Origin of the sequence: Pseudomonas sp. GM30 (assembly GCF_000282275.2) — a bacterium.
Lineage (GTDB): Bacteria > Pseudomonadota > Gammaproteobacteria > Pseudomonadales > Pseudomonadaceae > Aquipseudomonas.
This window is the reverse complement of record NZ_AKJP02000032.1, coordinates 175,180-196,735: the sequence shown is the minus strand read 5'-3', so window position 1 is coordinate 196,735 and position 21,556 is coordinate 175,180. Positions and strand designations below refer to the sequence as shown.

18 protein-coding genes and 1 pseudogene are annotated in these 21,556 nt (G+C 59.8%); 14 read left to right on the top strand and 5 right to left on the bottom strand.

The window, feature by feature from the left end; genetic code table 11:
* Positions 1-4: 4 nt before the first annotated feature.
* From PMI25_RS27275 to PMI25_RS27255, 5 genes are read left to right on the top strand one after another with little or no spacing between them, the layout of a single operon-like run.
* Positions 5-2,683, top strand: a complete 2,679-nt coding sequence (locus tag PMI25_RS27275) for a phage tail tape measure protein (RefSeq protein ID WP_007969429.1) — start codon at positions 5-7, stop codon at positions 2,681-2,683.
* Positions 2,683-3,564 (top strand): phage tail protein, encoded by an 882-nt coding sequence (locus PMI25_RS27270; RefSeq protein ID WP_007969430.1) that lies wholly within the window; start codon positions 2,683-2,685, stop codon positions 3,562-3,564. Before PMI25_RS27275 ends, PMI25_RS27270 begins: the two co-directional genes overlap by 1 nt.
* Positions 3,564-3,770, top strand: coding sequence for a tail protein X (locus tag PMI25_RS27265; RefSeq protein ID WP_007969431.1), 207 nt, complete (start codon positions 3,564-3,566; stop codon positions 3,768-3,770). The genes PMI25_RS27270 and PMI25_RS27265 overlap by 1 nt, the downstream gene beginning before the upstream one ends.
* On the top strand, positions 3,758-4,873 hold the full coding sequence (locus tag PMI25_RS27260; RefSeq protein WP_007969433.1) for a phage late control D family protein: 1,116 nt from the start codon (positions 3,758-3,760) through the stop codon (positions 4,871-4,873). Before PMI25_RS27265 ends, PMI25_RS27260 begins: the two co-directional genes overlap by 13 nt.
* Positions 4,873-5,406 carry a phage baseplate assembly protein V gene (locus PMI25_RS27255; protein ID WP_007969435.1) on the top strand — a complete coding sequence of 178 codons (534 nt, stop codon included), beginning with the start codon at positions 4,873-4,875 and terminating at the stop codon, positions 5,404-5,406. Before PMI25_RS27260 ends, PMI25_RS27255 begins: the two co-directional genes overlap by 1 nt.
* Before the next feature lies 1 nt (position 5,407).
* Here the strand turns inward: PMI25_RS27255 and PMI25_RS27250 are convergent, their stop codons facing one another.
* Complete coding sequence (locus tag PMI25_RS27250; RefSeq protein WP_007969436.1) at positions 5,408-6,097, bottom strand: DUF4145 domain-containing protein; 690 nt, start codon at positions 6,095-6,097, stop codon at positions 5,408-5,410.
* A 112-nt stretch (positions 6,098-6,209) separates the two neighbouring features.
* Between PMI25_RS27250 and PMI25_RS27245 the strand changes: the two genes are divergently transcribed.
* The 6 genes from PMI25_RS27245 to PMI25_RS27220 are packed head-to-tail and all read left to right on the top strand — an operon-like array spanning position 6,210 to position 9,444.
* A complete protein-coding gene (locus PMI25_RS27245) occupies positions 6,210-6,587 on the top strand; it encodes a GPW/gp25 family protein (RefSeq protein WP_007969437.1) in 378 nt (125 codons plus the stop codon).
* Entirely contained in the window at positions 6,571-7,029 is a 459-nt protein-coding gene (locus PMI25_RS29745) for a baseplate J/gp47 family protein (protein ID WP_007969438.1), read from the top strand. The genes PMI25_RS27245 and PMI25_RS29745 overlap by 17 nt, the downstream gene beginning before the upstream one ends.
* Positions 6,980-7,357, top strand: coding sequence for a baseplate J/gp47 family protein (locus PMI25_RS29740; RefSeq protein ID WP_238547107.1), 378 nt, complete (start codon positions 6,980-6,982; stop codon positions 7,355-7,357). Before PMI25_RS29745 ends, PMI25_RS29740 begins: the two co-directional genes overlap by 50 nt.
* The gene (locus tag PMI25_RS27235; RefSeq protein WP_007969442.1) at positions 7,350-7,931 is read left to right on the top strand and encodes a phage tail protein; all 582 of its coding nucleotides are present in this window, start codon (positions 7,350-7,352) and stop codon (positions 7,929-7,931) included. The genes PMI25_RS29740 and PMI25_RS27235 overlap by 8 nt, the downstream gene beginning before the upstream one ends.
* Entirely contained in the window at positions 7,931-9,001 is a 1,071-nt protein-coding gene (locus PMI25_RS27745) for a gp53-like domain-containing protein (RefSeq protein WP_007969443.1), read from the top strand. The genes PMI25_RS27235 and PMI25_RS27745 overlap by 1 nt, the downstream gene beginning before the upstream one ends.
* A 2-nt stretch (positions 9,002-9,003) precedes the next feature.
* Positions 9,004-9,444 (top strand): phage tail assembly chaperone, encoded by a 441-nt coding sequence (locus PMI25_RS27220; RefSeq protein WP_007969445.1) that lies wholly within the window; start codon positions 9,004-9,006, stop codon positions 9,442-9,444.
* A 77-nt stretch (positions 9,445-9,521) separates the two neighbouring features.
* Here the strand turns inward: PMI25_RS27220 and PMI25_RS30050 are convergent.
* Positions 9,522-9,636: pseudogene (locus PMI25_RS30050) on the bottom strand (DUF6124 family protein); the annotation flags it as partial.
* A gap of 161 nt (positions 9,637-9,797) precedes the next feature.
* Positions 9,798-10,169, bottom strand: coding sequence for a DUF6124 family protein (locus PMI25_RS27215; RefSeq protein WP_024164504.1), 372 nt, complete (start codon positions 10,167-10,169; stop codon positions 9,798-9,800).
* Positions 10,170-10,857: 688 nt separating this feature from the next.
* Here PMI25_RS27215 and PMI25_RS27210 point away from each other — a divergent pair.
* The 3 genes from PMI25_RS27210 (at position 10,858) to PMI25_RS27200 (ending at position 15,780) form a co-directional block, all read left to right on the top strand.
* On the top strand, positions 10,858-11,640 hold the full coding sequence (locus PMI25_RS27210) for an endonuclease/exonuclease/phosphatase family protein (protein ID WP_007966768.1): 783 nt from the start codon (positions 10,858-10,860) through the stop codon (positions 11,638-11,640).
* Between the two features lie 194 nt (positions 11,641-11,834).
* Positions 11,835-14,387, top strand: a complete 2,553-nt coding sequence (locus PMI25_RS27205; RefSeq protein WP_007966766.1) for an autotransporter outer membrane beta-barrel domain-containing protein — start codon at positions 11,835-11,837, stop codon at positions 14,385-14,387.
* Positions 14,388-14,709: 322 nt separating this feature from the next.
* The gene (locus PMI25_RS27200; RefSeq protein ID WP_007966765.1) at positions 14,710-15,780 is read left to right on the top strand and encodes an autotransporter domain-containing protein; all 1,071 of its coding nucleotides are present in this window, start codon (positions 14,710-14,712) and stop codon (positions 15,778-15,780) included.
* A 129-nt stretch (positions 15,781-15,909) separates the two neighbouring features.
* Here PMI25_RS27200 and glgB read toward each other — a convergent pair whose 3' ends face one another.
* Positions 15,910-18,141, bottom strand: a complete 2,232-nt coding sequence (gene glgB, locus PMI25_RS27195; RefSeq protein ID WP_007966763.1) for a 1,4-alpha-glucan branching protein GlgB — start codon at positions 18,139-18,141, stop codon at positions 15,910-15,912.
* Positions 18,142-18,143: 2 nt separating this feature from the next.
* Positions 18,144-21,485: a maltose alpha-D-glucosyltransferase gene (gene treS / locus PMI25_RS27190; protein WP_007966761.1), complete on the bottom strand. Its 3,342-nt coding sequence runs from the start codon at positions 21,483-21,485 to the stop codon at positions 18,144-18,146.
* Positions 21,486-21,556 lie beyond the last annotated feature (71 nt).

Sequence of the window (21,556 nt, the reverse complement as noted above, 5' to 3'; positions counted from 1 at the left end):
CTTTATGGCTAACGAAGTACTGGTTGGACTAAAGATCGGCGCCGTCGTTTCCGGCAGCCTCAGCGCCGCTTTCGGCTCGGCTAAATCGACCGTACAGCAGCTCGGCCGCGCTACTGACGGCCTCACCGCAAAGCAAAAACTCATCGGCACTGAACTCTCCGCCGCCCTCGCAAAGGGCGGCACGGGCGTTGAACGGCTACGCCGGCAATATGACCTGGTGGGCCGCTCAATCGACCAACTGAAGGTCAAGCAAGACCGCCTTACCGCGAGCATTGCGCGTGGCGAAACACTCAAAAACAAGCGCGGCGAGCTGCGCGGGCAGGCGCTGGAAGTGGCCGGTACAGGCGCGGCGCTTGGCGCCCCCATTGTGCAGTCGATGCGCACGGCTATCGAGTTTCAAGACCAGACCCGTGATATCGCCATCACTGGCGGCTTCGATGATGCGCAGGAGAAAGGCATCAGCGATGTCATGCGCGGGGCCGCGCTGAGGTGGAACCAGACTCAGTCCGACGTGGCCAAGGGCACCGCCGTGTTGATTGCCGGCGGCATTTCCAACGTCAAGGAGCTGGAAGCATATGCCCCGGTAATGGCCAAAACGGCGACCGCAACGCGGGCAAGCATGGACGATCTTGGGTCGGTGGCCATCGCGCTCAATGACAACCTCGGCATCGGCGCAGCCGGACTTGAGCGCTCCATGAACATGCTGGCATTCGCTGGCAAAAGCGGCCAGTTCGAACTTGCGGACATGGCCAAATGGCTGCCCCAACTGACGCCACAGTTTGCCGCGCTGGGCATCACTGGCGAGCGTGCCGTTGCCGAGATCGGCGCCTCCCTGCAGATCGCCCGCCGGGGCGCCGGTACCAACGACGAGGCGGCCAACAACTTCAAGAACTTCCTTTCCAAACTCACCGCGCCCGAAACGATCAAGGCGTTTGAGAAGGCCGGCATTGATCTTAAAGGCAGCATGAAGAACCTGGTCAGCGAGGGGCTTTCTCCCGCCGAAGCCATGATCAAGATTCTGACCAAACATCTGGGCACCAAGGGGCCGGCCGCTGCCGCCGCCTATAGCAAAGCGCTGGATATCAAGGATCAGAAAGAACGCGAGACGGCACTCAGCCGGCTCGATGAGGCCTACAAGCTCGGCGAGCTGTTTGCCGACCAGCAGGTGTTGTCTTTCGTGCGCCCGGCGCTGGCAAATCAGAAGGATCTCGGCGGCATCAAGGAAGGCAGCAAGGATGCGGCCGATAAAGGCGTGCTCGATCAGGACTGGGCAAAACGCATGGGCAGCTCGAAAGAACAGCTCAAGGAACTGCGCACCAACCTTGCCGACATCGGCATTTCAGTTGGCAACGCGTTATTGCCGGCCATCGTGGACGTTAGCCGCGCTGTCGTTCCGCTGATGCGTTCGTTCTCTACTTGGGCGGGCGAAAACCCCGAGTTGATCAAGGGCGTCGTTGGACTTGTCGGCGGCTTGCTCGTTGGCAAGATGGCATTTATCGGCGTGGCCTATGGGGCCAACCTTGTGCTGTCGCCATTCGTGGCCATGAAAACCGCCATGACAGCGTTGTCGTCCAAGTGGACGCTTCTACAGGCCGCGTGGCACGGCGGAAAATTCGCCCCGCTGATCAACGGCCTCAGCAAAGGCGCACAAGGAATGCGCGCCGCAGGACGAGCCGCCATTTGGTTAGGCCGTGCAGTGCTGAACGATCTGCGCTCGGGCCTCGCCGCTGTCGCCCGTGGAGCCAGTTGGCTTGGTCGGGCTGCCCTGAACGATCTTCGCACGGCGCTTACCGCAGCCGGCCGTGGCGCCGTATGGTTGGCGCGTGGCGGCGTGATGTTGGGCAAGGCATTAGGCGGCCAACTCCTCACCGGCTTACGCCTTGTTGGGCAGGCCGTGCTGTGGATCGGCCGGGCGCTGCTGATGAACCCAATCGGGCTGGCCATCACCGGCATCGCGGTCGCGGCCTTCCTGATCTACCGCTACTGGGGGCCGATCAAGGCCTTTGTGAGCGGCTTGTGGGCCGAGATCAAAGAAGGTTTCAGCGGCGGTATTTCCGGCATTGCGCAAACGCTGCTCAACTTCTCCCCGGTGGGGTTGTTCTACCGGGCCTTCGCTGCCGTGATGAACTACTTCGGCTTTGAGTTACCCGGCAAGTTTTCCGAGTTCGGCGGGATGATCGTGACCGGCCTGGTCAATGGCATTACCAACATGGCTGGCGCGCTGAAGGACAGCGTGATCGGCATCGGTTCTTCAGTAAAAGGCTGGTTCACAGAGACGCTTGGCATCCAGTCGCCGAGCCGCGTATTCATAGGATACGGGGCCAATATCAGCGAAGGTGCGGCCATCGGCATCAGTGCGCAGGCTGGCCTAGTCCGTCAGGCTGCACTCGGCATGGCTGCGCAGTCGGGCGTCGATCTCGCCCCACCGAACCCGGTTCATGTCTCTCGGGCGAGCATGATGGGTGGTGGTGGCGGAGTGTCCTCAACTGGCTCATCAGGCGCTGGTGGTCAGCCCGTCTTTCACTTCGCTCCTCAAATTACGGTGCCTGGCGGCGCAGAAACCCAACAGCAGGTTCAGCAGGGGCTGCAGGCTGGTTACGCTGAATTTGTGCGAATGATGGATCGCTACATGCACGACAAACGCCGAAGAAGCTATGGCCCGTCCGATGGAGGGCTGACTTGATGTTTGCCATTCTCGGCGATATCGAATTTACCGTTGCTGGCGGCATCACCGGCATGGATCAAAGCAGTTCGGCCGATTGGGCCGAGCATGCGCGCATACAAGGCAAACCCTTGCTTGAGTGGGTTGGTGAAGGGCTTGATGAGTGCAACCTGACCATAGAACTTCACCCTGTTTTAGGCGATCCCGACGAAAGACTGCGTGCACTGCGCCTGGCCAAGACCAAGCATGAACCTTTGGCGTTTGTCATGGGCTCCGGCGAGTACCTGGGCGCATATGTCATCGCCAACATTGGAAACAACATCCGCCGTGCAACGGCTACGGGCCAGATCAACTCGGCTACGGTTCAACTGAGCCTTAAGGAGTACACCGGAGCTTTCGCGCGCAAGGTTGCTCGTCCGGGTCTACTCGATACTGCGTTGAGCGGCACTCCTGCAGCTGCTGCAGGTTCACCTGGACTTGTCTCGCGACTGATGCCATCCCCCAGCACCGTCCAGGCAGTGATTGGTCACGCCAAAACAGCCGGCAATATGCTGAAAGCCGGCCAGAATCTGTATGAAACGGTCAAGAGCGGTAACGCCTCGATGATCCTCGGCCAGGTTCCCCAGTTGCTCGGCGTCACCGCAAGGGCCATTGAGCCGTTGCAGGGGCTTACGGCAGCGGCGGGTCTGCTCAAAGATGGTGCCGATCTGTCGCGTTTAGGTGAGGACGTGCTAGGCAGTGTGATGGGGGCCCGATCCGCGCTCAATCCAGTTGACCTGGGCAACATCGTGGACCGCTTTACCTCGTCCCGCGAGTCGCTAGACCAAGCGCTCACCACCATGAATGGTGCCAGCACCCGCCTTGCAGGGCTGGCGGCACAGGTTCTGACGAGGAAAGCCTAATGTTTCTTACCCATGTCACCACCGAAGGGGAGCGCTGGGATCAACTGGCGTGGAAGTACTACGGAGACGCACATCGTTATTCGCCGATCGTTCAGGCGAACATGCATGTGCCTATCACCAGCGCGTTACCCGCAGGGTTGACCTTGGCCATCCCGCTACTTGATCCCGTAGCGACAAATGAGGATCTGCCACCATGGATGCGATGATTCCCAAACAGGTGCCCGAAGCGCGTTTTGTATTGACTTACCAGCAGAGCAATATCACTCGCAATGTCAGCCAGCACCTGCTTTCGCTGACGTATTCGGACTTCCTCACTGGTGAGGCTGACAGTCTGGAGGTCGAACTGGAGGACACCGAGGGCAAATGGCGTGACGCCTGGTATCCAGGTCACGGTGACACCTTGTCCCTGGCTATTGGGTGGGAAGGTGAATCGCTGCGCACTCTGGGCCGATTTGAGATTGACGAGGTTGAGCTTAATTGCCCACCGTCGACCATCACCATTCATGCGTTGGCCACCGGCATCAAGGCGTCATTGCGTACCACCGAGCATCGTGCATACGAAAGCACGACGCTGGACGCCATTGCCAAGCAGGTGGCTGACCGTCAAGGCCTGCAGCTGATTGGCAGCATCGAGCCGATCAAACTCGACCGATTGACCCAGCAAGAATCTGACTTGACCTTCCTGCGCAACCTTGCCGGCGAATACGACTATGCATTCAAGGTCACCGGCACTCGGATGGTCTTCCACGCTATCAGTGAGCTGGCCAAAGGATCGCCGGTAGCAACTCAGGCGCTTCAGGATCTGGCTAGCGTGAGGTTGCGCGACACGATCAAGAGTGTGCCTCAGGCTGTAGAGGTCAAGCACAAAGAGCCGGCGAAGAAGCAGTTGATCGCTTACAAGATCGACAACGAGGGCAAGACGGTCGCTGTACCCAGTAGCGTGAGCAAAGCCACCACCAGCGGTGACACGAAGAAGAGCCGCAAACGTAGTGCCTCGGTCGAGGAGTCCAAGGCAAAAGCCAAGGCCGAATTGGCCAAGGCCAACCGCGAGCGTACTACTGGCAGTTGGACCGCCATGGGGCGTCCCAACCTGGTCAGCGGCAATATCGTGACCTTGGCTGCAGCAGGCATGTTGGGTGGTAACTATTTGATTATGTCCGCGCAGCACCGAATGACCCGCAGCGGTGGTTACACCGTGGACAAAACGGTCTGCCGCATTTCTGCTCCCTCGATCTCGATGACCCAGGACAGCACCAAGCCTGACCTGGCGCTATCGACTTACGGCATTCAGCGTGAGGTGGTGGCCTGATGGCTGTTGAACTGGAGTACGGCGAAGTCAGCGCCGTGGATCACATGACGTGCCGTATCCGGGTGCGCCTGGATAACCGCGACGGGGTTGAAAGCTATTGGCTTAATGTGCCGCAACGTAACACCCAAGGCACGCAGCGCCGGCCGCTGATGCCCGAGCTGAATGAACAGGTTGCTGTGCTGCTGGATTCGGACGGTGTGGGTGGTGTTTATCTGGGCGGGGTCTATTCGACCGCCGAGCCACCGCCTGTGGTTGATGAAAATACAGACTATGTGCGCTTCAGTGACGGTACGATCTCCACCTACGACCGTGCGGCCGGGGTGATGACGTTGGATTGCGTGGGAGCTCTGCTTGTGAAGTGTGGCCGGAATATCACTGTTGAAGCCGGCGAGCCGGTAGTGGTGAAAGCACCGTCAGCGACTTTGGATATCCCGCAGGTCGCCTTAAATGGCAACCTGCAGGTAAATGGCAACATCAATGCGACAGGTACCATCATTGATGTTGGTGGCAACTCCAGCAACCACTCGCACTAAATTATTTTTTCCCCGCATCTTTTCTTTTCGCATCCCTCTGTTCAATCCCTTTGCGCTTCTCCTCGGGAAGCAAGTCAAAAAGGTCATTGATCGCATTTGGGCTAGCGATCTGATCCTCAATAATGAGGTTGATCAATTGAAATAGTGGATAGACGAATTTCTCGCCATCTCGAAGGTCGAGGGTTCCAGGATGAACTGCCTCATTCCCAACAACCCTTACGGTGTCCAACGCTTGCTGGATCTTTCGAGGTAGTCCTTTCTCTACAAGATCGGCAATCTGCGTATCGATTTTGTTGGTTGTGCCCGTAAGGTGCTGACAGAGCTTTTCTAGACAAAGTCTTAGCAGGGCAGCAGCTGAACGAGGTGAGATTGACGCAATCTGGCGAGCTTCCTCAAAGTCATCCCTTATCAACTCTGGCATTTGCGAGTGGGCTGGTACTGCGCTCACTGACAGTGGATAAACCATGTCTGCCTCAAGGACCTTCTCAGGGGTTAGGGAGAAGTCTCTATCAAGCGCGCGTGAGCGCCATATGCTTCTTTCTTTGCAGCTTTGGCATTGCGCGGAAATAAAGCCCATAGGCGAACGGAACCCGCCCAAAGTCAACATCTCCCAAGTCATACCGGCAAAGGCATGGCAATGAGGACAGTTAAAGGCAGCTTTGTTGAATTCTGGAGGTACGAATTTGTTCATCACTATCATCCATTCTGCGATTACCAATATTAGCGCCTGAAACGCTGTTTCATACCACTCTCTTTAAACTCGATTAAAAGCCTGCATCAGCAGGCTAACGCATTATGTGCGCATGATGACGCCCACTCCTTATACCAGCATCACCGCCGCCCACTGGCAGCCCGCCCTCGGTACGTCCGGGGAGGTCGTCGAGGGCCTGCGCGATATCGACCAGTCCATTCGTATCATCCTCACCACGCCCAAGGGCGCCGACGCTCATCGACCGGACTTTGGCAGTGACCTACATCTATATATCGATTGGCCTGTAAACCGCGTGACTCCGCACCTGGTGCGAGAAACGGTCGACGCACTACGTCGCTGGGAAACCCGCATCTCAGTCGTGCAGGTACAGGTGCTGATTGAAGGGGCACAGATCCGGGTGCAGGTACAGTGGCGTGTTGCGGATGGTGTCGCCCAGTTGACCGAGGTGCCCTATGCGCGAGCTACCTAAACCCGTATTCGTCGACATCGACCCTGCTGCCACCGAAGCGGCTCTTATTGCCCGCTATGAGTCCAAATCGGGGAAAACCCTATATCCCGCCCAGGTCGAGCGGCTTTTCATTGACTTGATTGCCTACGCCAAGTCGCTCTCGGATATGTCCATTCAGAATGCCGGCGAGCAACTCCTGGTGCGCTTTGCGGATGCTCCGATTTTGGATTACCTGGGCGAACTGGTTGCAACCCCCAGGCTACTGGCTGCCCCAGCACGTTGCCCCATACGCTTCAGCATGCCAGCCGTCCTGCAGCAACCTTTGCTGATTCGCGCCGGCACTCGGATCAGCACCCAAGACGCGAAGGTCACCTTTCTGACTGACCAGGATGCGACCATTCCGGCGGGCCAGCTTGCCAACGGACGATCTGCTGCAGCGGATCAAAAGCCAGGTCTCAGGTGAAAAAGTACGCCCGTTATGCGACACCGTACATGCTCTTGCACCCACCGAAGTGGTCTATCAGATCAAGGCGCGCTTGACCTTCTATGCCACAGCAGATCGAGACGACGCGATGAAGACGGCCAGAGCTGCCGCAGAGGCGTATGTGGCTGAGCGTCGTGCGGGACTCGGTCGTGATCTTGTCCAGGAGCAAATTACCGCGCTGCTGCAGGTGAATGGCGTTTATCGCGCTGAACTGGAGTTGCCCAACGCCTGGCGCGAACTGCTGAGCAACGAGTGGGCAAACAACACTTCGATCCTGCTTGAGGATGCAGGGGTGGCGTATGGCTGAGCAACAGCTGCCGCCAGCCCTGGTTGGTGATGAGCGTTTCGCGTTGCTCTGCGAGCTGCTCAAAGAGACGTTTGACAGCCTGGATATCAACGCGATGTTGGTTTATCTGGTCGACCTGGTGAAACCGCAATTGCTGCCCGTCCTGGCCGATCAGTTCTCCCTTATTGATGAGGCCGCCTGGTTGTTGGCCGAGTCCGAGGATGCCAAGCGCAACCTGATTAAGAGCTCCGCCGAGCTGCATCGATTCAAAGGTACGCCTTGGGCGATCCGTGAAGTTATTCGCCTGCTTGGTTTTGGCGAGGTGACGATTCAGGAAGGGCTTAACAACCAGGTGCGTGACGGATCGATTATCAGGGATGGAAACCATGTCCACGGAGATCCTAGCGCGTGGCCCCTCTATCGAGTCTTTCTCAAGCGCGTCATCACCAATGACCAGGCTGCGCTTTTGCGCCGTCTCCTACTTTCCGTCGCCCCGACTCGTTGCCGCCTGGTGTCGCTCGACTATCAATCAGTGGCAATCAGGCATAACGGCTTTGCAAGACGCGATGGCCAATACAACCATGGGAGCAGCTAATGGCCGATTTACCCGAAGCTAATGAATGGCCGGAAGGCATCTACCAGCTCGAAACATCCGACCCCGTATTGGGTGGACCGGAAGGTATCGACAATCTGCAAGCTAAACAGTTGGCTAACCGAACGAAATGGCTCAAGGATCAACTAGGCAAGATCGTTGACGGCGTCACTACCATTGGCAAGGCGGTCAAATTGGCGACGCCTCGCGCTCTAAGTTTCAAAGGGGCCGCTACAGGAAGCGGTAGTTTTGACGGAAGTGCTGACCTTGAGATAACGCTGGCCTTGCCGAACAGCGGCGTGACGGCCGGCACTTGGACGAAGGTGACTGTCAACGCGAAGGGGCTGGTGACTGGCGGTGCGTCACTTGCCCCTGGCGACCTTCCAGATGGAACCACCGCACCTCAGTTTGATAACGATAAAACGCTTGCTACAACTGAGTTTGTGCAGCGCGCGCAGGGGAATTTTGCCGGCCGCGTGGATATCGGGGCGTTGCCCGCGACGCTGAGTGCTGCGGCTGCTGGCCATCGCATCGTTCTCGCAGCGTCTGGGACGTTGACCCTGCCGCCTGTTAATTCGGTGCCAACCGGCACCAATTTTTTTCTATTCAACACGACGCCGGGCGTGGTCAATATTGCCCGGCAGGGTACAGACGTTATTAGCGCGATGTCCGTCAATTCCCTAAATTCTGTAACCCTTCAGTCCCTGTCTACCATCTTAATCACGGCAGGCAACGGACAGTGGGTGGTTGAAGACGGAATGTCTTCTCTGAAATATGCGCCGGAGTTCGGCAGTTTTTGGGCTGGTAGTGGTTACTACCGATTGCCCTCGGGGGCGATCGAGCAGTGGGGCGTAGGTGTGACGGATGCGAACGGCTATGTTTACGTCACATTCCCGATCCCGTTTCCCAATTTGGTGCGCAATATCACGCCAATGCACTTTGGCTCGTCGGCCTTGATGCATGCGGTGATGGATACCAACTATACGCCGACCGGTTGCAGGCTTCGCGTGCAGAACGCGGCGGGCGCTGCTTCAGTTGGGTGGCAAGTTTTTTGGCGAGCTTTGGGGAATTGAACATGGGCAAAATCGTATTTTTCAGTCCGTCCACATGTGGGGCTTATCGCCCAGAGATCCATGGCGCGGACATGCCGGCGGACGTGGTCGAGGTGTCGGAAAGTGTTTGGCAGTCGCTGCTCGATGAGTTGTCGGTCAGCCCTAAGAAAATGTCTTCACGGCCCGATGGTCATCCGGTGCTGATCGATCCCCCCCAGCTCGATGCTGACGAATTGGTGGCGGTCGAACGGGCTTGGCGTGATTCGCAACTGGTGCTGACCGATCCACTGGTTGTTCGACACCGTGACGAAATCGAGGCGGGAGACTCGACCACCATCAAAGCGGAGCAATACACCGAGTTGCAGTCATACCGCCGGCAATTGCGTGATTGGCCACAAGGTGCTCAGTTTCCATTGAGCGAGCATCGCCCTGTTGCGCCCTCATGGTTCCAGAGTGGAATTTGATATTCTGTTGCAACTGGTGCAAAAGAATACTGGTCGATTTATCTCACGTTCGGGGGCGGATTTTTCGCGCTCGGCATCAGCGAGGTAGTGGTCGAGGGCGCGTTCGGCGGCTTCGTGGAGTTTTCTCGAGTTGCGGGATTCGTAGGGCGATACCGATTCTGTGATCGGCGGATTGGGTGGGGTTTCGGGCATCAGCTGGAACTCCGATCGAGGCACTTTGAAAGGATTACTCACTGTAGGAGCTGCCGAAGGCTCGGGCCGCGTTCGGACGATCTTTTGATCCTGATCTTGATCTTGAAAAACAAGATCAAAAGATCGCAGCCTGCGGCAGCTCCTACACGGGGACCGAGCAGTTAGTTCGGGACGCGGCGGCCGTCCAGTACCCGGTTGACCATCAGTTCACTGAGCATGATCACCTGATGCAGCATCAGCATGGCCCGGCGCTGTGGGTTATCGACGGTGTCGCCGATATCGCGGGCCATGTCGCTGGCGGCGGCCAGGGATTCGCAGGCTTCGACGAGCAAGGTTTCTTCGTCCACGGTGGGGTCGATGAGGAAGATTCTGTTCGACTTGCATGACGAGGCTGTAGGGATCGAGATCTTCAGTGCGCCGGGGTTGAGGTAGAAGTTGATGGCGCGGTCGGTTGCCGCTTTTATCTTCTGCGAGTCGAGCGCTGGGTCGTACGGGATCGAGGTGTCTGGCGGGTTGGGTGTGGCTTTGAACATAAATATCTAATTCCTTAACAAGGGCCGCGACCGTTCTCTACTAAAAGAAGGGTGGCGGCTGTGCACAGGTTAGTAGACCGGAGGAATTAGCAAGACCGGCGCGCTCGAGAGCGCCCTGCGCACAACCACCATCGAAGTACAGGCACAGATACGCCTGGCTCAATGGGACTCATGCACTTACTAAAACCATACGGGCTACTAAACCCGACCACCGATGGGCAGTGGCAGAGAAACGATATAGCGCAGGGTATGGTCATGTAAGCCGGCGGATTCTGGCGTACGCGTAGGTAACGGCGCAAGGCGTTGTAGCCGTTATGGCGTAACGGTTCGTGTACTTTAAACGTGATTGCCGGGTTATGTTTATTTGCGGCGTTTGCGCTGTTGTTTTGATTTTGTCTGGCAGGCCGCTTTCGCGAGCCAGCTCGCTCCCACAGTTGGAATGCTTGCATTCAGTTGGGGATTGGTCGGCGGGTAGGCCGTCATCGCTGGCAAGCCAGCTCCCACAATTTGACCGAGTGCATTCAGTCAGAGATTGGTCGATCGGGAGGCCGCCTTCGCGAGCAAGCTCGCTCCCACAGGTTTCCTGGCGGTTCTGCTGATTTGAATTCCGACCTGAGGCATCTGGAAGGAACTGCCCGCGCACAGACCAGTCGCATGAACAGGAAGCCGTTTTTTCAGAGGAGTGAACGTGTCCAGCGATCCCAAGCGTCACGCCGTCGACGCACCCGTCATCCATCGCCTGCGCGTGCTGACGGTCAACACTCACAAGGGTTTTACCGCCCTCAACCGGCGCTTCATCTTGCCGGAACTGCGTGAAGCAGTGCGCAGCACCTCGGCCGATCTGGTGTTTCTGCAGGAGGTGGTGGGTGAACACGAGCGCCATTCCAATCGCTACCAGGAATGGCCGCAAACCTCGCAATACGAATTTCTCGCCGACAGCATGTGGAGCGATTTCGCCTATGGGCGCAATGCGGTCTATCCCGATGGCCACCACGGCAATGCCCTGCTGTCGAAATACCCGATCCGCGAATACCGCAACCTCGACGTGTCGATCACCGGCCCCGAGCGCCGCGGCCTGCTGCACTGCGTGCTGGACGTACCGGGCCACGCCGAGGTGCACGCAATCTGCGTGCATTTGAGTCTGCTGGAAAGCCACCGCCAATTGCAGTTGCAGTTGCTTTGCCAGTTGCTCGAATCATTGCCCGACGATGCACCGGTGATCATCGCCGGCGACTTCAATGACTGGCAGCTGCAAGGCAATGTCGCCCTCGCCCGCCGCGATTACCTGCACGAAGCCTTCGAACGCCACCACGGCCGGCCGGCCAAGACCTACCCCGCGCGTTTTCCACTGCTGCGCCTGGACCGCATCTACTTGCGCAATGCCAGCAGCCACGACCCGCAGATCCTCGGCAACAAGCCGTGGACGCACCTGTCGGACCACTTGCCGCTGGCGGTTGAGGTGCATCTTTAAGCGCAGTTCGGACATGACCGTTGGTCAGTCGTGCTTGATCGGGCAGCAAATTCTTCTACACCTAGGAAAGCTCAAGGAGTAGCGCATTCAATTCGTTAGGGCAGGGATCTCACGTGGAGCCTCAGTTATATCGGGAGGCCGGATCAAGGCTCGCTCAAGGATGAATTTCCCGAATTCAGCCGAAGGGAATTGCCATGACGCGCTACTCCAGATACCTGCGAGCCCTGCCGCAGACATTGTTCCTGCCTGCCTCACTACTGCTCGCCAGTTCACCCGCTTCCGCCGCCTGTTCACTGATCCCGGGCCCCGGCAACGACGCGTTCACCTGTGACGGTGGCACCAGTGGTGCGCTGACCGATCTTGCGGGCAACAACAGCCTGGCCTTCCCCGCCAACGGCAGCGGCCAGATCAATGGCAGCGTGACCTTCGGCGCCGGCGCTGACCGGGTGAACATGCAATCGGGCGTGATTACCGGCGCGGTCAGCCAGGGCGCCGGCATCGACGATTTCGTCATGAGCGCAGGCTCGATCGGCTCACTGGCGCAGGGCGATGGCCGCGATACCTTCCTGATGACCGGCGGCACCATCGTCGGCGCCTTTGAAGACGGCGATGTCGCGCGCATGACCGGCGGCACCATCGGCCGGGTCGACATGAAGCTCGACAACAATATTTTCGACCTGTCCGGCGGGCAGATCCTCGGCAACCTGGTCACCGGTTTCGGCACCGATACCATTATCGTTTCCGGCGGGCGCATCGGCGGTAACATCAGTGTCAGCGGCGGCAACGACAGCATTACCGTGACCGGCGGCGAAATCGGCGGCGAGATCCGCGCCAGTGTCGGCAACGACACGCTGCTGTGGAACGGCGGCGGCATCATCCGTTCGGCGATCCTGATGGGCGACGGCAACGACAGCGCAACGCTGCGCAACCTCGATGACAGCGTATTGGCACTGACCCCCAACGTGGATGGCGGCGCGGGCAACGACGTCCTGACCTTCGACAACACCCGCACCGCGCTGCCAGCGCGATTCAGCAATTGGGAGACGGTGAACCTGAACAACGGCTCGCAACTCGACCTGGGGTCGAGCAGCCTGGTGCTTGGCGATGCTGTCAGCGGCGCCGGCGTGCTCAACGTCGATGCCAGCAGCAGCGTGTTCTCCACCCAAGGCGCGGTGTCACCCGCCGTGGCCGGGCAGGCCGTGACCGTCAACAACGCCGGGGTCATCGACCTGACTCGCAACAACAGTCGTACCGATGACAGCCTGACCATCAACGGCAACTACATCGGCAACGGCGGCCAGTTGTTGCTGCAAAGCGAACTCGGTGGCGATGGCGCGCCCAGCGACAAACTGGTGGTCAACAACGGCAGCCTCAGCGGTGCCACGGTCATCAGCGTGACCAACATCGGCGGGATCGGTGGGCTGACCCAGGAAAACGGCATTCAGGTGGTGCAGGCCCAAGGCTCCACTGTCAGTACCAACAATGCCTTCAGCTTCAGCGGTCCGGTGTCGGTCGGTGCTTACGATTACTACCTGTTCAAGGGCGGCGTCACCGCCGGCAGCGAAAACAGCTGGTACCTGCGTTCCGCCATCGTCGCGCCGCAGGTAGTCAGCGTGCCCAACCCCGATCCGAGTCTGCCGCCGATTCTGGTACCGGTGGTGGCGACTCCGGTTGCCGCGCTGATCACTCCTGTAGCACCCGCCCCCGGCGAACCCGCGCTTCCCATCGCCAGCCCTGAGCTGCCCGTACTCCCCGTGCTGCCCGCCGCCGTGGCGGGCGCTGCGCCGATCCCGATCTATCGTCCGGAAGTGCCCAACTGGTCAGTGCTGCCGCCTGCCGCCGCGCAGTTGACTCTCAGCGCACTCGGCACGTTTCACGATCGTCAGGGCGATCAACGCCTGCTCAGCGAAACCGGTGCCTTCGGGGCCGGTTGGGGCCGGGTCTACGGCAAGAACATCGACCAGAGCTGGGCCGGCACCGTCACCCCACGCCTGAACGGTTCACTCAATGGCTTTCAAGTCGGTAATGACCTGTACAGCACGCAGACGTCGGGCGGGCAAACGCAACGCATCGGCCTGTTCGTTGGCCACAGCCGGATTCAGGGCGATGTTGACGGTTTCAACGAAGGCTTCGAGAACAACAGCGCGGGCCAGATCAAACTCGAGGGTGACAGTTATGGCCTGTACTGGACGCTGACCGATCCCTACGGCTGGTACCTCGATACCGTGGTGATGGGCACGCGTTTCGACGGCGACAACCGTTCCGACCGTGGGCTGAAACTGGACAACCGTGGCCATGCCCTGACGCTCTCGGCGGAGGCTGGCTACCCGTTCGCGCTCAACGATACCTGGGTGGTCGAACCGCAAGTGCAGTTGATCCACCAGAAAATCTCCCTCGACAGCCAGGACGACGGCATCTCGCGGGTGTCATTCGATTCCGACGCTGCCTGGACCGGTCGCCTCGGCGCCCGGCTCAAGGGCCGTTATCAGGTCAACGGCTTGCCGCTGGAGCCATACCTGCGGGCCAGCCTCTGGCACACCTTTTCCGGCACCGATTCGGTGACCTTCGATGGCACCGATACCATCGACAGCCAGCAGAAATCCTCCACCGCAGACGTTGGCCTCGGCGTGGTGCTGACGCTTGACCGTGCGGTGAGTGTTTACGCCAGTACCGATTACAGCAGCAATATCGACAGCAATGACCTGCGTGGTCTGGCAGGAAATATGGGGATCCGCATCAGTTGGTAAACCGATAGCAGGCTGCTTGAACCTTCTACAGCACGGTCTCCGCACTGTTTTGCCCTGCAAACAACGACTTGTATATGTGCAGAAAAACAAACGCTTGCAGCACCTGATTTAGCTGTACCGCTCATCGTGCAGTTTCTTGACGCATGGGCATCACTCTTCTTATCTCTACCTTACTACCCCCGGAATCACTATCCGGGGCGACCCTTACGGCACTCGCGAAATCGAGCGCCGCGGTTCGCCCCGCTCCATTCGGTCGCCCCTCGTTCGGGGTAGGAGAGACGCCAGAAAAGAGATCCCGCATGCGCTTGCAAGGTAGACCTCCATGAAAAGCTCATTCACCCCACAAGAGATCAAAGTGACGTTTTGCACAGTGTCGAGTTCGATTCTGCTGTGCTCATCCATGGAGGCGCAGGCCGGACCTGCGGCGGATGAAACCACGCCCTGGTATCGCCAGGACATGCCCGTTCTGACCCTGCCGGCGACCGTTGTCACCCCCGAGCCACAACGCCTGAGTCCGCGTCCCGACCTACGGGGAGCCGACCTGATCACCGAGGATCTGGCGCCGGCAGCCTGGGACCGGTTGTACGGGCAAAGCGCCCGGCAAGCGCAAACCGACGTGCTTTCGCCAGGTTTTGCCACGCCCGGCAACGGCGACTTCAAAGGCCCGCCAGTAATGACCATACAAAGCCCCGGCGGACACACCCAGACCATCGGCCTGATCGGCGGGCAAAAGCAGATCATGGCCAACAGTGACGGCCTGATCAACAGCCGCGCCCTCGCCGACCCGAACGCCGATACACTGAACCTGCAAGGCCAGAGCCTCGGCGCTTATTACCGCCTGACTGGCGCACAAGGCTGGCATGTAGACCTGTCGGCCAGCGGTGGCCGGGTCAGTGGTTTCAGTCGCAATGAACAGGGCGCGCGCCAGGCCACCGAAGGCAGCGCGATGACCTTCTCGGTCGAGGGCGGTTACCCCATCGGGCTGAGTGAAAACTGGGTGGTCGAACCCCAGGCGCAACTGATCAACCAGCGCATTACTCTCGACACGCCATACGCGGGTTCCGGCAATGCCTCATCAACGAATCTGTCGGCGTGGAGCGGCCGCGTCGGCGCCCGCCTCAAAGGCAGTTACGATGTGAACGGTCTGCCCGTGGAGCCCTATGTGCGCACCAACCTCTGGCACACAGTGTATACCGGCAACACGGTGACCCTCGATCAGGTCGACAAGATCAGCAGCAGCCGCAAGTCATCGACGGTCGAATTAGGGCTGGGATTGGTGGCGCGGGTGACGCCGGCGGTCAGCCTGTATGTCAGCGCCGATTACAGCAGTGACGTGGATGACAATGATCTGAACGGGTTGATTGGCAGCCTGGGGGTGCGGATGCGGTGGTGATTTCGGATCACCCAGGATAACTGTGGGAGCGAGCTTGCTCGCGAAAGCGGCTGAACATTCAACATCATCGTTGACTGACATATCGCCTTCGCGAGCAAGCTCACTCCCACAGGGTTAGCGGTGTCTGGATCAACCCTCCGGCTTGAGGATCAACACCGCCAGCGGCGGCAGGTTCAGCTCCAGCGACAGCGACTGGCCGTGGCTCGCCACTTCTTCGGTAAACGCCCCGCCGCCATTGCCATAGTTTGACCCGGCGTAAGTGTCGGCATCACTGTTGAGCAGTTCGTTCCAGCGTCCGGCGAACGGCACGCCGACCCGATACGCCTGACGCGGCACCGGGGTGAAGTTGGCGACCACCAGCACCGGCTTGCCGTCCTTGCTCCAGCGCAGCCACGCGTACACGCTGTTGATCGCGTCATCGCCAATCAACCACTGGAAGCCCTGCGGCGCATCGTCCTGATCGTGCAGCGCCGGTTCCTCGCGGTACAGGCGGTTGAGGTCGCCGACCAGTTTCTGCACGCCTTTGTGTTCCGAGTATTGCAGCAGGTACCAGTCCAGTTGCTGATCGTGATTCCACTCGCGCCACTGGCCGAATTCGCAGCCCATGAACAGCAGCTTCTTGCCCGGATGGGTCCACATGAAGCTCAGATAGGCCCGCAGGTTGGCGAATTTCTGCCAGCGGTCGCCGGGCATCTTGTCGATCAGCGAATGCTTGCCGTGCACCACTTCGTCATGGGAGATCGGCAGGATGAAGCGTTCCGACCAGGCGTACACCAGACCGAAACTCAATTCGTTGTGATGATGCGCGCGGTACACCGGATCCTGCTGGATGTAGTGCAGCGAGTCGTGCATCCAGCCCATGTTCCATTTGTAGGCGAAACCGAGACCACCCTGCTGGGTGCTCTGGCTGACGCCCGGCCATGCGGTGGACTCCTCGGCGATCACCAGCGCACCCGGCGCTTCCAGCTCGACCACGTCATTCAAGTGCCGGAGGAAATCGATCGCCTCCAGATTCTCACGCCCGCCGTGGCGGTTCGGCACCCATTCGCCGGCCTTGCGCGAATAGTCGCGATAGAGCATCGAGGCCACCGCATCGACGCGCAGACCATCGATGTGGAAATGCTTCAACCAGTGCAGCGCCGACGCCAGCATGTAGCCGTGGACTTCGGTGCGCCCCAGGTTGTAAATCAGCGTGTCCCAGTCCTGATGGAAGCCTTCCAGCGGGTTGCCGTATTCGTACAGCGCGGTGCCGTCGAACTGCGCCAAACCGTGGGTATCAGTAGGAAAATGCGCTGGCACCCAGTCAAGGATCACGCCGATATCGGCGCGGTGGCAGGCGTCGACGAACTCACCGAACTGCTCTGGCGTGCCGTATCGGGCGCTCGGGGCGAATTGCGAGAGCAACTGATACCCCCACGAACCGCCGAACGGGTGTTCCATGATCGGCATCAGTTCGATGTGGGTGAAGCCCAGCTCCTTGACGTAAGGAATCAGCCGCTCGGCCAGCTCCGGCCAGGTGTACTGGCGGGCGACTTCGCCCAGATCGTCCAGTTCGCACTGCCACGAGCCGGCATGCAATTCGTAAATCGACAGCGGCGCTGAATGCTTCTGCCGCTCGCGGCGGCCGTTCATCCAGTCCTGATCCTGCCAATTGATCTGCAGCGGCGCGGCGACTTTCGACGCGGTGTCCGGCGGCAGGCTGGTGGCCAGCGCCATCGGGTCGGCCTTGAGCGGCAAAATGCCGTGGGCGCCGAGGATCTCGTACTTGTACAACTCGCCCGCCTGCAGGCGCGGAATGAACAACTCCCAGACCCCGGACGGGTGGCGCAGGCGCATCGGATGCCGGCGACCGTCCCAGATGTTGAAATCGCCGACCACCGACACTCGGCGAGCATTCGGTGCCCACACGGCAAAACGCACACCGTCGACGCCATCGACCGTGGTCAGTTGCGCGCCGAGGCAACTGCTGAGGTCGCGATGATTGCCTTCGGCGAACAGATACAAATCCATCTCGCCGAGCAACTGGCCGAAGCTGTAGGGATCTTCCGCGACCTGTTCGCCGCCGGCCCAACGCGTGCGCAGCAGATACGGCCGCGCCTGATCGAAGTGACCGACAAACAATCCCGGTGTTTCGGTGGCTTGCAGTTCGCCGCGTTCTTCACCGCTGTCCTTGTCCAGCACTTCGACTTTCAACGCACCCGGCAGATAAGCGCGGATGAACTGCCCGCCGGCACCATCGCCATGCGGGCCGAGAATGGAAAAAGGGTCGCGATGTTCGGCGCGCACCAGGGCGTCGATGTCCTGCGCCGCCGGCAATAACGCTTCTTTAGCGTGACCCTGTTCCTTGTTCGAGAAACTCATGACTACTCTCCACCAAGATCGGAAAAGGGTTTAAGCCCCGTCAATAACCCATACAAACCGTGCAACGGCACGGGCAGCCACGTGGGGCGATTTTCGGCTTCATAGGCCACTTCATAGGCCGCCTTCTCCAGGCCGAACAGCGCAAGCGCAGCATCGGCACCCGCAGGATCCTGCCAGGCATGATCAAGACTAGCTGCCGCTTGGCGATACGCCTGCACAAATGCCTCGCGCGCCTCACGCAGGTAGCGCTCGGCGACCCGATGGCGGGCCGCTTCCGACTCTGGACTGTGATCGACGTTGTGCACGTTGATCGTCATCGCCGCCGCGTAATCGAAGGAGCGCAGCACGCCGCTGACGTCCTTGTACGGACTGTGTTTGCCGCGCCGTTCGTGCAGTGGCCGCGCCGGTTCACCCTCGAAATCGATCAGATAGGCATCGCCCTTGATCACCAGCACCTGACCCAGGTGCAGGTCGCCGTGGACGCGGATCCGCAAGCCGCCGACGGCTTTCTGCGCGAGCTCCTGCACATGGCCGAGGATGACCTTTTTGTTGTCGAGCAGCCGCGCGACCATTTTCTGATCCGCCGCGCTCAAGTGAATCTGATGTTGCTTGAGCAGCTTCAAGGCATGCTCGACCTGCGCCGCAACGTCCTTGCCAGTGGCTTGGGCGTCCTTGGCGCTGGTGGTTTGCGGGGCGAAGTCGGGATTGTCGCTCGGCGCCGCCAGCACCTGGTGCATTTCGCCCAGACGCTGGCCGAGCATGCCGGCAAAGTCCTTCAGTTCGCCGAGGGCGTTGTAATGCTGTTCCTGCTCGGACATCGCGTCCGCCAGCTCATCACGCAACGCCCGTTCGAGGTTGTTCTGCGTCCATTCCCAGGCATCGCCCTGATTGCTCAGATAGCCTTGGGCGATCATCAGCAGGTTGTCTTCGCCCGCGCCATCGCGGCGGATCACCGAGCCGAGCAGCGGCGAGATGTTGGCGAAACCGGCCTCGGTCAGGTACGCGCTCATTTCCAGTTCCGGGTGAACACCCGAGGCGACCTTGCGGATCAGCTTCAGCACCAGACTGTTGCCGATCACCACCGAACTGTTCGATTGCTCGGCGGACAGATAGCGCACCTCGGATTCAGCGCCGAGGCCGAGTTTTTCCAGTTGCGCGGTCGGCGCGAAACGAATCTCGCCCTGTTCGGAGTTGAGCACGGTGTTGCTCTGCATGCCTTGCAGCACCGCGCGCACAAACGTTTCAAGGCTGAAGGCATCCGTGATCAGACCGACCTGACGCCCGCGACGAACACGCGACAATGCCAGTTGCTGCGGCAACGCCGGGCCGACCTGATCTTCGGCGATGAAGCCGAACGGCAATTGATAGCGGCTGGTCTGCCCGGCGCTGGTGACTTCGATCTCGCTGAGCAGCACTGGATGCTGCGCATCGCCGAAGCGCACGCCGTAGGCCAGATTGACCTGTTCGATGGCTGCGTCCTTGCCGGCGAACCAGCGGCGGTTCTGCAGCCAGCTCGGCAGGATGCTCTGCTCCAGCGTATTGCGGGTCGGTGCTTCGAGCAGTTCTTCCATGCGTTTTTTCAGCACCAGGGTGGTGAAGTCCGGCAGGCTCTGCGCCGGTTCCACGTGCCAGCTCGGCATCTGGTTTTCTGCAGCCAGGGCGAACCAGTAGAAACCGTACGGCGCCAGGGTCAGGAGGAAATTCAACTGGCCGATCGGCGGGAACGCATTACCGCCGAGCATCTCCACCGGGACCATGCCGACGTAGGCCGACAGATCGAGTTCCGCCGCCTGCGCGCTACGCGAGACGTTGGCCACGCAGAGAATGATTTCGTGCTTGCCGTCAGCATCGGTGAACTCGCGGGTGTAGGCCAGAATCCGTCGGTTGCTCGGCGAGAGCATCTTCAGCGTGCCACGCCCGAACGCCTTGGACTGCTTGCGCACGGCGAGCATGCGTCGCGTCCAGTTCAGCAGCGAGTGCGGGTCGCCGGCTTGGGTCTCGACGTTGACCGACAGGTAGCCGTATTGCGGGTCCATGATCGGCGGCAGCACCAGACTGGCCGGATCGGCGCGGGAGAAGCCGCCGTTGCGGTCGATCGACCATTGCATCGGCGTACGCACACCGTCGCGGTCGCCGAGGTAGATGTTGTCGCCCATGCCGATTTCGTCGCCGTAATACAAAGTCGGCGTGCCGGGCATCGACAGCAGCAGGCTGTTGAGCAACTCGACGCGGCGACGGTCACGCTCCATCAACGGCGCCAGACGCCGACGAATGCCGAGGTTGATCCGCGCGCGGCGGTCAGCGGCGTAGTAGTTCCATAGGTAGTCGCGCTCTTTGTCGGTGACCATCTCCAGCGTCAACTCATCGTGGTTGCGCAGGAAAATTGCCCACTGGCAGTTGGCCGGAATCTCGGGGGTTTGCCGCAGAATGTCGGTGATCGGGAAGCGATCTTCCTGGGCCAGCGCCATGTACATGCGCGGCATCAGCGGGAAGTGGAAGGCCATGTGGCATTCGTCGCCGTTGACGCCCTCGGCATCGGTGTCACCGAAGTACAGCTGGGTGTCTTCCGGCCATTGGTTGGCCTCGGCCAGCAGCATGCGGTCCGGGTAATTGGCATCGATCTCGGCACGGATCTGCTTGAGGACGTCGTGAGTCTCCGGCAGGTTCTCGTTATTGGTGCCGTCGCGCTCGATCAGGTACGGAATCGCGTCGAGGCGTAGTCCGTCGATGCCCATGTCCAGCCAGTAACGCATCACCGACAGCACGGCTTTCATCACTTGCGGGTTGTCGAAATTCAGGTCGGGCTGGTGCGAATAGAAACGGTGCCAGAAGTACTGACCGGCGACCGGGTCCCAGGTCCAGTTGGACTTCTCGGTGTCGAGGAAGATGATCCGGGTGCCGTCGTACTTCTGATCGTCATCCGACCACACATAGAAGTCGCGCGCTGCCGAGCCAGGCTTGGCCTTGCGCGCCCGCTGGAACCACGGGTGCTGATCCGAGGTGTGGTTGATGACCAACTCGGTGATCACCCGCAAACCACGCTTGTGCGCCTCGGCGATGAAGCGCTTGGCATCGGCCATGGTCCCGTAGTCGCTGTGTACGCCACGGTATTCGGCAATGTCGTAACCGTCATCGCGGCGTGGCGACGGGTAGAACGGCAGCAGCCAGATGGTGTTGACGCCGAGTTCGGCGATGTAATCGAGTTTGGCGATCAGGCCGGGAAAGTCGCCGATCCCGTCATTGTTGGAGTCGAAAAACGATTTGACGTGTACTTGATAGATCACCGCGTCCTTGTACCAGAGCGGGTCTTTGATAAAGGTGGCTGCCTTGGGTTTCTTCGCCATGTGAAACTCCTGTTCAATTCTGGAAAGCCACACGGCTAATACCTGTGGCGAGGGAGCTTGCTCCCGCTGGG

What these genes read in the sequence shown, in the direction of transcription:
- PMI25_RS27265 (WP_007969431.1), top strand. Translation starts at nt 3,564, where the DNA reads ATGTTTCTTACCCATGTCACCACCGAAGGGGAGCGCTGGGATCAACTG.
- PMI25_RS27200 (WP_007966765.1), top strand. Translation starts at nt 14,710, where the DNA reads ATGAAAAGCTCATTCACCCCACAAGAGATCAAAGTGACGTTTTGCACA.
- PMI25_RS27245 (WP_007969437.1), top strand. Translation starts at nt 6,210, where the DNA reads ATGATGACGCCCACTCCTTATACCAGCATCACCGCCGCCCACTGGCAG.
- PMI25_RS27260 (WP_007969433.1), top strand. Translation starts at nt 3,758, where the DNA reads ATGGATGCGATGATTCCCAAACAGGTGCCCGAAGCGCGTTTTGTATTG.
- PMI25_RS27235 (WP_007969442.1), top strand. Translation starts at nt 7,350, where the DNA reads ATGGCTGAGCAACAGCTGCCGCCAGCCCTGGTTGGTGATGAGCGTTTC.
- PMI25_RS27255 (WP_007969435.1), top strand. Translation starts at nt 4,873, where the DNA reads ATGGCTGTTGAACTGGAGTACGGCGAAGTCAGCGCCGTGGATCACATG.
- treS (WP_007966761.1), bottom strand. Translation starts at nt 21,485, where the DNA reads ATGGCGAAGAAACCCAAGGCAGCCACCTTTATCAAAGACCCGCTCTGG.
- PMI25_RS27270 (WP_007969430.1), top strand. Translation starts at nt 2,683, where the DNA reads ATGTTTGCCATTCTCGGCGATATCGAATTTACCGTTGCTGGCGGCATC.
- glgB (WP_007966763.1), bottom strand. Translation starts at nt 18,141, where the DNA reads ATGAGTTTCTCGAACAAGGAACAGGGTCACGCTAAAGAAGCGTTATTG.
- PMI25_RS27250 (WP_007969436.1), bottom strand. Translation starts at nt 6,097, where the DNA reads ATGAACAAATTCGTACCTCCAGAATTCAACAAAGCTGCCTTTAACTGT.
- PMI25_RS27205 (WP_007966766.1), top strand. Translation starts at nt 11,835, where the DNA reads ATGACGCGCTACTCCAGATACCTGCGAGCCCTGCCGCAGACATTGTTC.
- PMI25_RS27215 (WP_024164504.1), bottom strand. Translation starts at nt 10,169, where the DNA reads ATGTTCAAAGCCACACCCAACCCGCCAGACACCTCGATCCCGTACGAC.
- PMI25_RS27745 (WP_007969443.1), top strand. Translation starts at nt 7,931, where the DNA reads ATGGCCGATTTACCCGAAGCTAATGAATGGCCGGAAGGCATCTACCAG.
- PMI25_RS27275 (WP_007969429.1), top strand. Translation starts at nt 5, where the DNA reads ATGGCTAACGAAGTACTGGTTGGACTAAAGATCGGCGCCGTCGTTTCC.
- PMI25_RS27220 (WP_007969445.1), top strand. Translation starts at nt 9,004, where the DNA reads ATGGGCAAAATCGTATTTTTCAGTCCGTCCACATGTGGGGCTTATCGC.
- PMI25_RS29745 (WP_007969438.1), top strand. Translation starts at nt 6,571, where the DNA reads ATGCGCGAGCTACCTAAACCCGTATTCGTCGACATCGACCCTGCTGCC.